This window comes from Nocardia sp. NPDC051900 (assembly GCF_044452545.1).
GTDB lineage: Bacteria > Actinomycetota > Actinomycetes > Mycobacteriales > Mycobacteriaceae > Nocardia > Nocardia sichangensis.
The window spans coordinates 106,050-118,294 of the sequence record NZ_JBITBU010000008.1 but is presented as its reverse complement, the minus strand read 5'-3'; the positions used below and the strand labels follow the sequence as shown (position 1 = coordinate 118,294).

Annotated in this window: 13 protein-coding genes; 10 read left to right on the top strand and 3 right to left on the bottom strand. The window is 68.6% G+C overall.

The features are described from left to right. The first annotated feature begins 498 nt into the window (after nucleotides 1-498). Nucleotides 499-858, top strand: coding sequence for a DUF4254 domain-containing protein (locus tag ACIA5H_RS15355; RefSeq protein WP_397076694.1), 360 nt, complete (start codon nucleotides 499-501; stop codon nucleotides 856-858). A gap of 218 nt (nucleotides 859-1,076) precedes the next feature. Here ACIA5H_RS15355 and ACIA5H_RS15350 read toward each other — a convergent pair whose 3' ends face one another. Next, nucleotides 1,077-1,685, bottom strand: coding sequence for a DUF4126 domain-containing protein (locus ACIA5H_RS15350; RefSeq protein WP_379251417.1), 609 nt, complete (start codon nucleotides 1,683-1,685; stop codon nucleotides 1,077-1,079). 179 nt (nucleotides 1,686-1,864) lie between these two features. Further along, nucleotides 1,865-2,569: a hypothetical protein gene (locus ACIA5H_RS15345; RefSeq protein ID WP_379251416.1), complete on the bottom strand. Its 705-nt coding sequence runs from the start codon at nucleotides 2,567-2,569 to the stop codon at nucleotides 1,865-1,867. A gap of 213 nt (nucleotides 2,570-2,782) precedes the next feature. Between ACIA5H_RS15345 and map the strand changes: the two genes are divergently transcribed. The 5 genes from map to ACIA5H_RS15320 all read left to right on the top strand — a co-directional run bounded on the left by map (nucleotide 2,783) and on the right by ACIA5H_RS15320 (nucleotide 6,606). Beyond that, on the top strand, nucleotides 2,783-3,646 hold the full coding sequence (gene map, locus ACIA5H_RS15340) for a type I methionyl aminopeptidase (RefSeq protein ID WP_397076572.1): 864 nt from the start codon (nucleotides 2,783-2,785) through the stop codon (nucleotides 3,644-3,646). A gap of 37 nt (nucleotides 3,647-3,683) precedes the next feature. Further along, on the top strand, nucleotides 3,684-5,222 hold the full coding sequence (locus tag ACIA5H_RS15335) for a cobyric acid synthase (protein ID WP_397076571.1): 1,539 nt from the start codon (nucleotides 3,684-3,686) through the stop codon (nucleotides 5,220-5,222). A gap of 141 nt (nucleotides 5,223-5,363) precedes the next feature. Continuing rightward, nucleotides 5,364-5,597 (top strand): AbrB/MazE/SpoVT family DNA-binding domain-containing protein, encoded by a 234-nt coding sequence (locus tag ACIA5H_RS15330; protein ID WP_355070037.1) that lies wholly within the window; start codon nucleotides 5,364-5,366, stop codon nucleotides 5,595-5,597. Continuing rightward, nucleotides 5,594-5,986 carry a PIN domain-containing protein gene (locus tag ACIA5H_RS15325; RefSeq protein ID WP_195149221.1) on the top strand — a complete coding sequence of 131 codons (393 nt, stop codon included), beginning with the start codon at nucleotides 5,594-5,596 and terminating at the stop codon, nucleotides 5,984-5,986. The genes ACIA5H_RS15330 and ACIA5H_RS15325 overlap by 4 nt, the downstream gene beginning before the upstream one ends. A gap of 56 nt (nucleotides 5,987-6,042) precedes the next feature. Further along, nucleotides 6,043-6,606, top strand: coding sequence for an alpha/beta hydrolase (locus ACIA5H_RS15320; RefSeq protein ID WP_397076570.1), 564 nt, complete (start codon nucleotides 6,043-6,045; stop codon nucleotides 6,604-6,606). Here the strand turns inward: ACIA5H_RS15320 and ACIA5H_RS15315 are convergent. After that, complete coding sequence (locus tag ACIA5H_RS15315) at nucleotides 6,586-7,647, bottom strand: alpha/beta hydrolase (protein WP_379251412.1); 1,062 nt, start codon at nucleotides 7,645-7,647, stop codon at nucleotides 6,586-6,588. The genes ACIA5H_RS15320 and ACIA5H_RS15315 overlap by 21 nt on opposite strands. A gap of 295 nt (nucleotides 7,648-7,942) precedes the next feature. Between ACIA5H_RS15315 and mqo the strand changes: the two genes are divergently transcribed. The 4 genes from mqo (at nucleotide 7,943) to ACIA5H_RS15295 (ending at nucleotide 12,244) form a co-directional block, all read left to right on the top strand. Next, on the top strand, nucleotides 7,943-9,457 hold the full coding sequence (gene mqo, locus ACIA5H_RS15310; protein ID WP_355070043.1) for a malate dehydrogenase (quinone): 1,515 nt from the start codon (nucleotides 7,943-7,945) through the stop codon (nucleotides 9,455-9,457). A gap of 19 nt (nucleotides 9,458-9,476) precedes the next feature. After that, nucleotides 9,477-9,932, top strand: coding sequence for a GNAT family N-acetyltransferase (locus tag ACIA5H_RS15305; protein WP_379251410.1), 456 nt, complete (start codon nucleotides 9,477-9,479; stop codon nucleotides 9,930-9,932). 156 nt (nucleotides 9,933-10,088) lie between these two features. Next, nucleotides 10,089-12,101, top strand: coding sequence for a VWA domain-containing protein (locus ACIA5H_RS15300; RefSeq protein ID WP_397076693.1), 2,013 nt, complete (start codon nucleotides 10,089-10,091; stop codon nucleotides 12,099-12,101). Beyond that, nucleotides 12,098-12,244, top strand: coding sequence for a hypothetical protein (locus tag ACIA5H_RS15295; protein ID WP_379251408.1), 147 nt, complete (start codon nucleotides 12,098-12,100; stop codon nucleotides 12,242-12,244). The genes ACIA5H_RS15300 and ACIA5H_RS15295 overlap by 4 nt, the downstream gene beginning before the upstream one ends. The last annotated feature ends 1 nt before the right edge of the window (nucleotide 12,245 follow it).

Below are 12,245 nucleotides of genomic sequence, written 5' to 3'. Positions count from 1 at the left end.
CGAGTGGCACGGCGCTCGGCGAGGGGGTTTCCACGTCGTAGGGAAGGTCGACAGCGCACTGGCGGCTACCGAAGGTACGCGGCGGTGGGCGAATTCGTGCGCACGGATCTGCGACCGGCGGTGGGGGCGGCCGGAACTCGGAACGAGTGGTGGTGCTCGTCACCGCCGATCGGCACCGGAAGCACCCGATCGGTGAGCCGAAAAGGGTTGCGACCGGTCTGCTCTGGGCCTCCGCGCGCCGTAAGGAGCCCTTGACCGCAGAAATGCAGACGCAATCTTGCGTTCTTGCATCTGTACGTGCATGATCCAGCTAGCCTAGTTGTGACAACCCATCCGATGGCCGGGATAACCGAATCGAGAGCCAATTATGTTGGTACAAAGAGCGTTGGGGTCGGGTCAACTCGGAGTGCGGCGGTGAGCGCGCCGACGGTCGGCGCCTTACCGACCGCGCCGCAATTGTTGTGCGCTTTCCAGGGACGGCGTTTCCAAGACCGGGAACTGCTGCGGTCCGCACACGCACTCGCCGAGCTGCACCAGCGCCGCGCGCAGGTGGTGGACGCCGCACTCATCGCCGAAATCGACTGTCGGCGACTCGAACTGATCGACGACATCAACGACTGGGTCGCGCAGGAGATCCCGCAGCATCGCAACGGCGCGTCGTTGCACACCGAAAGCCTCGGCGCCGTGGTGGACCGGATGGCGCGTAGCTGGGTGGATGCCAATCAGGTCATCCACATCGAGGGCGGGCGCAGCGACAACACCCATAAACATTGGTACCAACTGGCCGAACTCGTCGACGGGTACACTGACCTGGTAACCGACGTGGCCGGTGGCCGCCGCCGTTTGCCCGAACAATGAGTTCGTCGCGACGGTGGTCTCGTCCGCGGTAGTGACACTGCCCCGCAGCGTCACTCGTCCGAATGGCGACGTCCCGGCGCCGAGTCCCACGACCGGCGGCTCCAGCCGGGCGCTCATGTCGCCGGCACAGTGACGGCGGGCGCAACGGGGCGCCCCGCCCGGCGTGCCGCGTGGTCGACTGGCGCGGCACGCCCGTGACGGATTCGCCTGCGTGGCAATTATTCAGCGACTGCGACTCGGTTGCCCGCGCGCGCTGCCCGGCGGGCGCGGCGGCGGCGCAGATAGCGACGGATCCGGCTCGCGCAGAAATACACCAGCGCCAAACCGATGACGAGCAGCACCGCCGCGATCACCGCCGCCGCCAGAGGGTGAAACACGGCCAGAGTGACCACACCCGCGACGGTCACGTCCTCGGCGGTGCTGACCACGATGTTGCTGGCGGGCTCGGGCGAGGTGTTGACGGCCATGCGCGTTCCGGCCTTCACCAGGTGGCTCACCAGCGCGGCGGTACCGCCCACCGCACCCGCGGCGAGTTGTGGCAGCGAACCGTCCTGTCCGGCCAGGAGAGCCGCGACCACGGCGCCCGCGATCGGCCGCACCACGGTGTGCAGAGCGTCCCAGAACGAGTCGAGATAGGGGATCTTGTCCGCCACGGCCTCGATCAGGAACAACACTGCCGCCGCGATCAGGACATCGGTGCGCTGCAATCCATCCGGTACCGAATCGGTGAATCCGAACCGGCCCAAGATTCCGAGCAGCAGGACCACCGCGTAGGCGTTCACGCCGCTGGCCCAGCCTGCGGTGAAGATGAGAGGTAGTGCGGACACGCCGCCCATGGTATGGCGACCGGGAGTGCAGTGTCGGCGGCGTGCTCTCGTTGCCAGGCTGCCGAGCCGAGCAAGGGGGTGGACCTCCGCTGCCCGCCGCGGCTACCGGGTTGGGGCGACCCTACGTGCTCGACTCAGAGGCAGTGCATGCCCATTCCGTACGAACACGGACCAGCAGGCTAGCCGAGGTCCTTGCGGCCCTGCTCGATGAAGTCGCTCATCAAAGAATCGAGCTTGTTGATGAAATTCATGAGCACCGTATCGAGGGCGGCGCCGTCGAGCTTCCGTTCATCGCTGTCGGAAGGGGCCTCGGTCCTGATCGTATATTTCTGTACGAAGGGCATGTAGTGCTTGTCCAGCAATTCTTTGGTCTCTTCGGGAAATTTGGCCAACAGGTGGATCATGTCTTCGCTGGATGTCATGGAGGCCATATAGAGAGTGGACAGGAACTTGTTCATGCGCTGGCTGAACTCGACTGTCGCGGAGCGGAAGCCGTCGAGGTTGTCCACGCGAAGGAGACCGGCCATCTTTCCCGTCTGCTCCACGAAATTGAAAGTGCTCGCAAGAAATTCGTAGTATGACTTTTGGCGATTCTCGCGAGTCACCTGTATCAACGCTAGTTGCTGGTCTCTGTCTGCCTTGTTGACCGTGACGTACACGGCCGCCGACGCCGACACGACACTGGAGATCAGTGCAGCGCACAGGGCCGCTATGAGCGCGTAGCGTCCACTTCTGGTGGTCGCGTCCGCCTCGCGCGGGTGCACGTCCTCTTGCGCGGCCGGTGCGGTCGTGGAGTTTTCCTCGGACTGGTCGGGGGGTATCTCGGGCGACGAAGCCGCTTCATTTCTGTCCCGGTGCGGTGGAGAAGCTGGTTCAGTGGCCATTTTCACTCCCACCGGAAGAGGGCTTTCGGTCGACAGATGATCTTATGTGGACGGAGGACGTGGTCGGCGGAATTACTCGCTCGGGTGTCGCCTATGCCGACGTGCCGGGGATGGCTCGTTCCGAGGGTGTGCCGATGAGCACGGTGCTCGTGGTCCGGCCCTGTCCCCGGAGGCCCTCGGCACCGGTGGGGTCGGCCGATTACGCTGTTCGCTATGTCTGTCCGCACCCGCAAGCCTCTCGTCCCCGGAACGCTGTCGCCCACCCGCGAAGTACCGCGCACCATCGAGCGCCCGGAATACGCGTGGAAGAAGACCGCCAACGAGGGACGCGAGCCCTGGGTGCAGACCGCCGAGACGATCGAGAAGATGCGCATCGCGGGCAAGATCGCCGCGCAGGCGCTGGAGGAGGCGGGCAAGGCGGTCGCCCCCGGTGTCACCACCGACGAGCTGGACCGCATCGCGCACGAGTACATGTGCGACCACGGCGCCTACCCGTCGACCCTCGGTTACAAGGGTTTCCCGAAGTCGTGCTGCACCTCGCTGAACGAGGTCATCTGCCACGGCATTCCGGACTCGACCGTGATCGAGGACGGCGACATCGTCAACATCGACGTCACCGCCTACATCGACGGCGTGCACGGCGACACCAACAAGACCTTCCTCGCCGGTGACGTCGACGAGGAGGTGCGCCTGCTCGTCGAGCGGACCGAGGAGGCCACCATGCGGGCCATCAAAGCCGTGCGTCCCGGTCGGGCGCTGAACGTGATCGGCCGCGTCATCGAGTCCTATGCCAACCGTTTCGGCTACGGCGTGGTGCGCGACTTCACCGGCCACGGCGTCGGCCCGACCTTTCACAGCGGGCTCGTGGTGCTGCACTACGACCAGCCCGCGGTGGAGACCATCATCGAACCCGGCATGACGTTCACCATCGAGCCGATGATCAACCTCGGCGGCATCGACTACGAGATCTGGGACGACGGCTGGACCGTGGTGACCAAGGACCGCAAGTGGACCGCGCAGTTCGAGCACACCTTGGTGGTCACCGATTCCGGGACCGAGATCTTGACCCTCCCGTGACCGGGGGCCCGGCCGTGCGCCGGAGGACCGGCCCGCGATGAAGGGCGCGCTGCTGGTCGCGGGCACGACCTCGGACGCGGGGAAGAGCGTCGTCGTGGCCGGGATCTGCCGGTGGCTGGCGCGGCGCGGCGTGCGGGTCGCGCCGTTCAAGGCGCAGAACATGTCCAACAATTCCGTGGTCACGCTCGACGGCGGGGAGATCGGGCGGGCGCAGGCGTTGCAGGCTCAGGCGTGCGGGCTGGAGCCCAGCGTGCGGTTCAATCCCGTCCTGCTCAAGCCCGGCAGCGACCGCCGTTCCCAGCTGGTGGTGCGGGGCAAGGCGATCGGCACCGTCGGCGCCGAGGACTACTTCCGGCATCGGCGGGAATTGCGCGATGTGGTGGCCGCGGAACTCGCCGCGCTGCGCGCCGAATTCGACGTGGTCGTCTGTGAAGGCGCCGGATCGCCCGCCGAGATCAACTTGCGCGCGACGGATCTGGCGAACATGGGCCTCGCGCGCGCGGCGGGCCTGCCGGTGCTGCTGGTCGGGGACATCGATCGCGGCGGCGTGCTCGCCCACCTGTTCGGCACCGTCGCCATCCTGGAACCCGAGGACCAGCGACTGATCTCGGGTTTCATCGTGAACAAGTTCCGCGGCGCGGTGGAGCTGCTACAGCCGGGACTGGAGCGTCTCACCGAACTCACCGGTCGCCCGACCCTCGGTGTGCTGCCGTACGCCGAAGACCTCTGGATCGACGCGGAGGACTCGCTGGGCACCCTCGCCGACGCGCCGGTGGGCCGCCCCCGGCCGCCGGTGGGCGAGGAATGGCTGACCGTCGCCGCGATCCGGCTGCCGCGCATCTCCAACTCCACCGACGTCGAGGCGCTGGCCTGCGAACCGGGCGTCGCGGTGCGCTGGGTGACCGAGCCGTCCCGGCTGGCGAACGCCGATCTGGTGGTGCTGCCCGGCAGTAAGGCGACGGTGTCGGATCTGCGGTGGTTGCGGCGTACCGGCATCGCCGACGCGCTGATGGCGCGCGCCGCCGCGGGTGGGCCGATCCTGGGCGTGTGCGGCGGATATCAGATGCTCGGCACCCGCGTTCTCGACCGCGTCGAGTCCGGCGCCGGTGCGGTGGACGGACTCGGGCTGCTCGACCTGACCGTCGAATTCGCCGAACCGAAGGTGTTGCGCCGCAGTGCGGGGCACGCGGCGGGCGTCGCCGTGCGCGGCTACGAGATCCATCACGGCCGCCTCACGCACCGCGGCGACCCGGCGTGGCTCACGATCGACGGCGAGCCGGAGGGCAGCGTCCGCGGCGCGGTGTGGGGCACCCACCTGCACGGGCTGCTCGAGTCCGACGAGTTCCGCCGCGGGTGGCTCCGCGCGGTCGCCGCCGCGGCGGGCCGGTCGGGATTCGCTGTGGCCGAGGATGTTTCGGTCGCGGGGGTGCGCGCCGCGCAACTCGATCTGCTGGCCGACCTGATCGAAGGTCACCTCGACCTCGCCGCGCTCGAGCGCCTGGTCGCCGAGGGCGCGCCCGCCGGTCTGCCGATCATGGCCACCGACGTGGTGCTCGCGAGCGACCGTATCGGTTGACGGGAGCCACCCCGCGCCTTACCTTGCAGTAAGGAATTCGGCTCCAGGTAAGGCTGAGTCGAGCGAGTGCGGTCGGGTGCGAGGATGATGGCGGCGGAGAAGAGACCCAACAGCCGAGGGGGCAATGTGGTGTCGGCGACGGTGACCAGTAAGGGGCAGATCACCATCCCGATCGACGTGCGTGTGGCGATGGGATTGCGTACCGGAGTGCGGGTCGCCTTCGTCCCCACGCCCAGCGGCACCTACGAACTGGTGCCCGAAACGCGCACGATCAAGTCGCTGAAGGGCATCGTGGGCTGGTCCGGCTCGCCGATCGGCCTCGCGGAGATGAACGAGGCCATCGCGGGCAACGTGGTGGAAGGGAAGGCGCAATGATCGGCCTGGACGCGAACGTGCTGATCCGCTACCTCACCCAGGACGACCCGGAGCAATCCGCCCGCGCCAATCAGGTGATCGACGGGCTCAGCGAGAGCAAACCCGGCTACATCACGATGATCGTGCTCGCCGAGATCCACTGGGTGCTGCGCCGCGGCTACAAACAGGATCCCGAAGCGGTCACCGACGTGTTGCTCGGACTGCTCGATTCCAGCGAGATCGTGGTCGAGCGCGCCGACACCGTTCGCCAGGCGCTGCGCCGGGCCGCCGACGGCGCGGACTTCGCCGACGCGCTGATCCAGCAGCTCGGCCAGGAGGCCGGGTGTGACCTGACCGTCACCTTCGACCACAACGCAGGTGAGCGGGCCGGGATGCGCCTGCTCGCCTGATTCCGCCACCCCGGACCCGCCGCCACGGCGCCGCGAGCCGTGTAGCGTGAATCGGCATGGAATCTCGGCAGATCACGGTGGGTGACCGGGCGCGGACCGTGCGGATCGACGGACCGGAATCCCGGCACAGCGTGCTGCTGCTGCCCGACGCGGGCGAGCCGGCGGACGTCTTCGATCGGGTGTGCGCTCGCCTGCACACCTCGGATCTGCGCACCTTCGCGGTGGAGTCGATCGACGGCCTCGACGCGGCCGGTGTGACCGCGATCCTCGATGAGCTGGGGTTGCCGTGGGTCAACGTGGCCGGATGCGGCGCAGGCGCCGTGCTGGCCTGGCAGGTGTGCGCACAGGGCTTCGGCCGCTTCCAGAGCCTGGTCGTGGCCGATCGCGGCCACCCGGCGACTCCCGGCGCCGACGGAACGGTGGTGGATGCGTCCACCGGTCCGGTCGAGGTACCCACCACGCTCTTGGTGACCAAGAATCTGCCGCGCTCGGTGGCCGACACGTCGGGGCGGTTCGTCTACGGCGAATTCCGGGTGGTCGAGGTCGACGTCACCGACGTGGCCACCGAAGCCGACCACGAGCTGGCCACCGAGATCGTGCTACGCACCAGCCTCTGGTGACTTCGCGCCCTGGTAGTCCGCGAGCCAGTCGAGCCAGCTGTCGAGCTCGCGGAACGCCTGGGCCAGCGGTTCCGGGCCGGACAGGAACACGTCGTGCTTGGCGCCGTCGATCGGCACCATGTTGGTGCGGTCGCCAAGGCAACCCGACCAGCGCTGGATCTGTTTGACGTCGAGCACCGCGTCGGCCACGGCCACGGCGGGACCGTACTGTTTGGCGAACTTGGTCATCCGGGAGCGCAGGATCAGGGAGGGCACCCCGATGTCCAGGCCCTGGTGCAGCCGCGCGTGGCCGTTGCGGATCGCGCGCAGCCAGCCGAGCCGGACCGGGAAGCCCTGCAACGGCTTCCAGTCCAGGTTGTACTCCCACTCACCGGACGCCGAGTGGTGCAGGCTGTCGCCGTAGGTGCTGATCTTGCCGCCGGGCAGCTGGACCATCTTCCGGAACCGTCCCACGGCCTTGATGATCGGCGTTCCGATGCTCCGGTAGTACGCGGGACCCTGCAGGTCGAACCACGGGCTGTTGAGCACGACGCCGGTGATCCCCGCGGCGGCCGTGCCCTGGGCCCGATTGAGCCGGTCCAGCCACAGCGACACGACCAGGCCGCCGGTCGAGTGGGCGTTGAGCACGACGGGAGCACCGGTCTCGGCCCGGACGATCCGCAGCGACTCCGCCAGCTCGCGATCGTAGAAAGCGAGATCCGTCACATAGTGGGGGGTCTGCCCTTCACGCAGCGACCGCCCGCATTTACGCAGGTCGAGAGCATAGAACTGGAACCCGCGCGCGGTGAAGTGCTCGGCCAGGTGCTCCTGGAAGAAGTAATCGGTGAAGCCATGGACATAGAGCACCGCGCCCGCGGTCTGCTCGACGTCGCCGGACGGGACGTAGCGCACCAGCGTGGCGGCCACCTCGCCCTCACCGTCGGGGTCGGGACCGAGGTCCAGCGTGCGCTGCTGATAGTGCGGGCCGAGGACGTCGGGGCGCCAGCCTGCGCCATCCGGGGAGGTGCTGACCGGCTCGGCAAGCGACTGTTCGTTCGTCACGCGACCAATCTATTGGACGGTGTCGAACGCGGACAGTCCGCGGCCGCCGCCCGGCCGCCGAAGTGACGACCGTCTCTGTCGCATTCCGCACATTCCGCAGGTTCGCTGCGGGGTGGCGGCGTGGTGAGGTGCACAATTGGGCTTAGGTGAACGGCGGGTAACCTGACTCCCGCCATGCCGTTCGGAACCGGCGGACGCCGGAACCGAGCCACAACTACACCGTGCCCAGGCTGGTCCACCCGCCCGGTGGGCCCGCGCAGACAAGGAAGTCGATCTACCCGTGCCGAACGCTGCCATGACTGAAAAGACCGATGTAGTACTCATCGGTGCCGGCATCATGAGTGCCACCCTCGGCGCGCTGCTGCGGCAGCTGCAGCCGGACTGGTCGATCTCCCTGTTCGAGCGGCTCGACGCCGCCGCCGCGGAGAGCAGCGATCCGTGGAACAACGCGGGCACCGGACACTCGGCGCTGTGCGAGCTGAACTACAGCCCGCAGGCGCCCGACGGCTCGGTGGACATCACCAAGGCCGTCGACATCAACGAGCGCTTCCAGGTCTCCCGCCAGTTCTGGTCCTACGGCGTGGAGAACGGCATCCTGCGCGATCCGTCCGCCTTCATCAACCCCATCCCGCACGTCAGCTTCGTGCACGGCGCCGACAACGTGCAGTACCTGCGCAAGCGGTACGAGGCGCTGGCGCCGCACCCGCTGTTCGAGGGCATGGAGTACATCGACAGCCCCGACGAGTTCTCCCGCCGCCTGCCGCTGATGGCCCGGGGGCGCGACTTCTCCGATCCGATCGCGTTGAACTGGACCGACGGCGGCACCGACATCGACTTCGGCTCGCTCACCCAGGAACTGCTCGCCTACCTCGGCGCCTCCGGCGCCGACCTGGCCTTCGGGCACGAGGTGCGTGACCTGTCCAAGCAGTCCGACGGATCCTGGCTGGTCACGGTCCGCAACGTACGCACCCGCGAAAGTCGCACGCTGATCAGCAAATTCGTCTTCGTCGGCGCGGGCGGCGGCGCGCTGCCGCTGCTGCAGAAGGCGAATATCAAGGAAGCCAAGGGCTTCGGCGGGTTCCCGGTGAGCGGTCAGTTCTTCCGCTGCGTGAACCCGGCGCTGATCAACCAGCACGAGGCCAAGGTGTACGGCAAGGCCGCGGTCGGCGCTCCGCCGATGTCGGTGCCGCATCTGGACACTCGCGTCATCAAGGGCAAGCCGGGCCTGCTGTTCGGCCCGTACGCGGGCTGGACGCCGAAGTTCCTCAAGGACGGCAAGAACACCGACCTGTTCAAGTCGGTGCGGCCGAACAACATCTTCTCGCTGCTCGGCGTCGGCGTCACCGAACTCGGCCTGACCAAGTACCTGGTCAGCGAGCTGCTGAAGTCGGAGGCGGGCAAGGTGATCACGCTGTCGGAGTTCATCCCGCGCGCCGAGGCCAGGGACTGGGAGCTGATCACCGCGGGCCAGCGCGTGCAGGTGATCCGGCGCAAGGGCGCGGGTGGCGTGCTCGAGTTCGGCACCGCCGTGATCGCCGCCCAGGACGGCACCATCGCCGGTCTGCTCGGCGCGTCCCCGGGCGCCTCCACCTGCGTGACCGCCATGCTGGACGTGCTGCAGCGGTGCTTCCCGCAGGAGTACGCCGAATGGACGCCGAAGCTGAAGGAGATGGTGCCCTCGCTGGGCGTCAAGCTCTCGGAGGACCCGGCGCTGTTCCACGAAGTGTGGGATTGGACCTCCAAGGCGCTCAACCTCGTCGACGGCGGCGACAACACGCCGAGACGTGCAGGGGTCGCGGCGAACGCCTAGGTTGTGATAGCAAGGCGCGATGATGTCAACGGTTGCTCTCAAACGCTCCTGGGCGCAGGATCTCGATACCGCGACGCTCTACCAGCTGTTGAAACTTCGCGTCGAAGTCTTCGTCGTCGAACAGAAGTGCGCGTACCCCGAACTGGACGGGAAGGACCTGCTTCCCGAGACCCGGCACTTCTGGCTCGATGACGAGGGCGAGGTCATCGCCACGCTGCGGTTGTGCGAAGAGCACCGCGACGGGGTGAAGAGCTTCCGCATCGGCAGGCTCTGCACCGCGGCTCCCGCTCGCGGACACGGGTACACCACGCGACTGCTGCAGGCGGCGCTGGCCGAGGTGGGCTCGGCGACGGTGCGCCTGAGCGCGCAGAGCTACCTGATCGACCTGTACACCAAGCACGGCTTCAAGGTCGACGGCCCGGAGTTCGAGGAAGACGGCATCGCGCACGTGCCGATGCGCAGGGGAGGCGAGTAGCCAACCCATCCGCCATTCGCACCCGCTCCGGAAGTCTCCGGGGCGGGTGCGGCGCTTTCGCGGCCCGCCCGCATCGGTTCTGAATCGAAGGGCACTGTCGGATGGGCGCGGGCGCGCCCTTAGAGTTGGGGCGTGTCCCTGTCCCATGCCGAAACAGTGCCTACGTCCGATCAGCGCGGCCGAACACTTTCCACCTCGGACGGTGAGGCGGGATTTCCCTTCTCGGCGGTGGTCGGGCAGGAACGGCTGCAACTGGCGCTGATTCTCTGCGCGGTGCATCCCGGTATCGGCGGGGTGCTGGTGCGCGGCGAGAAGGGCACCGCGAAATCGACCGTGGTGCGCGCGCTGGCGCAGTTGCTGCCCCCGGTGGTGGACGAGACCGGCGCGCGGCCCGCGCGCTTGGTGGAGTTGCCGGTGGGCGCGACCGAGGACCGCGTGGTCGGCTCGCTGGACTTGGAGCGGGTGCTGCGCGACGGGGAGCAGGCGTTCCGTCCCGGCCTGCTGGCCGCCGCCCATCACGGTGTGCTGTACGTCGACGAGGTCAATCTGCTGCACGACCATCTGGTGGACGTGCTGCTGGACGCCGCGGCGATGGGCCGGGTGCACATCGAGCGCGACGGTGTGTCGCATTCGCACCCGGCGCGATTCGTTCTGGTCGGCACCATGAATCCAGAAGAGGGCGAGCTGCGTCCACAGCTGCTGGACCGATTCGGCCTGACCGTGGACGTGGCCGCCTCCCGGGACGTGGACGTGCGCATGGCGGTGGTGCGCCGCAGGCTGGACTACGAGGCCGACCCGGCCCGATTCGCCGCCGGGTACGCCGAGGCCGACCAGGAAGTGGCCGAACGGATTCTCGCCGCTCGCGACCGACTGGGACAGGTGGCGCTCGACGATGTGGAGCTGCGCCGGATCGCCGCGCTGTGCGCCGCGTTCGACGTCGACGGCATGCGCGCCGACCTGGTCGTCGCGCGTACGGCGACAGCGCACGCCGCATGGCGCGGCGGCGACGCGGTGACCGAGCACGACGTGCGGGTGGCCGCCGAACTGGCGTTGCCGCACCGGCGCAGGCGCGATCCGTTCGACGAGCCCGGCATCAGCGAGCAACAGCTCGACGACGCCATGCGCGACGCCGCCGCGGAGGCGCAACGCGAACAGCCGTCGTCCGCGCAGCAGGACGCCGGGGAGGCCGACGGTGCGGTGACGGACGACGAAAGACGGGCTCGTCCCGGGGACGACCCGGACGACCCCCTACCGCCGGAAGGTCCGGGCGGAGGCCATGAAGACCCGTCGCCGCCGGACGGTCCGGGTGGCGGGCGCTCGGGTGAAGGTCGTACCGGCACACCGGTTTCCGCTGGTGCGCGGACACCGCGCTGGGAGGTGCCCGGTGTCGGCGAGGGCGCTCCGGGGCGCCGCTCACGCGCGGAATCCCGGCACGGGCGAGCGGTGCGTTCCAGCACCGACACCTCCTCGGGGCTGCACCTGCTCGGCACCGTGTTCGCGGCCGCGCCGCATCAGCATGCGCGCGGGCGGGCCGCCGGGCCGTTGCGGCTGGCCGCCGAGGACCTCCGTGGTGCGTATCGGGAAGGCCGCGAAGGGAATCTGGTCGTGTTCGTCGTCGACGCCTCCGGCTCGATGGCCGCCCGCGACCGGTTGTCCGCGGTCACCGGCGCGGTCGTCACGCTGCTGCGCGATGCCTACCAGCGCCGCGACAAGGTCGCCGTCGTCACCGTGCGGGGTGCCGAGGCCGAACTCGTGCTGCCGCCCACCTCGTCGGTCGACATCGCGGTGCGCCGGTTGTCCGGGATGCGCACGGGCGGGAAGACGCCGTTGGCCGCGGGCCTGCTGAAGGCGCGCGAGATCGTGCTGCGCGAGCGGGTGCGGGATCCGCGCCGCAGGCCCATGCTGGTGCTGCTCACCGATGGTCGCGCCACCGGAGGCGCGGACCCGGTTCCCCGTGCCCGCGCCGCGGCCCGCTTGCTCGCCAGGGACGCGGTCACCTCGATCGTGGTCGACTGCGAACGCGGCATGATCCGCCTCGGTCTCGCCGCGGATCTGGCTCGCGACCTGCGCGGCGGATATCTGCGGTTGGCCGAGCTGACCGGCGATTCGGTCGCCGATGTCGTGCGGTCGAGTTCCGCACGCCCGAGTGGTGCGGTTCGAGCGGCGTGACCACGACTTTCGATCGGCGTGTCCGCTGCGTGCCGCTCGGCGGCACTCGCCTGGTGGGCGGCGCGATCGGTCGAGCGGGCACGCGCCCGTTCGGTCCGGGCCGGTTGTGTGAGGTCGTGGCTTCCGACCTGGACACGCTGTAGG

Excerpts from the sequence above, each read along its gene's own strand:
- map (WP_397076572.1), top strand. The coding sequence starts at position 2,783 with ATGTCTGTCCGCACCCGCAAGCCTCTCGTCCCCGGAACGCTGTCGCCC.
- ACIA5H_RS15335 (WP_397076571.1), top strand. The coding sequence starts at position 3,684 with ATGAAGGGCGCGCTGCTGGTCGCGGGCACGACCTCGGACGCGGGGAAG.
- ACIA5H_RS15320 (WP_397076570.1), top strand. The coding sequence starts at position 6,043 with ATGGAATCTCGGCAGATCACGGTGGGTGACCGGGCGCGGACCGTGCGG.
- mqo (WP_355070043.1), top strand. The coding sequence starts at position 7,943 with ATGACTGAAAAGACCGATGTAGTACTCATCGGTGCCGGCATCATGAGT.
- ACIA5H_RS15325 (WP_195149221.1), top strand. The coding sequence starts at position 5,594 with ATGATCGGCCTGGACGCGAACGTGCTGATCCGCTACCTCACCCAGGAC.
- ACIA5H_RS15345 (WP_379251416.1), bottom strand. The coding sequence starts at position 2,569 with ATGGCCACTGAACCAGCTTCTCCACCGCACCGGGACAGAAATGAAGCG.
- ACIA5H_RS15305 (WP_379251410.1), top strand. The coding sequence starts at position 9,477 with ATGATGTCAACGGTTGCTCTCAAACGCTCCTGGGCGCAGGATCTCGAT.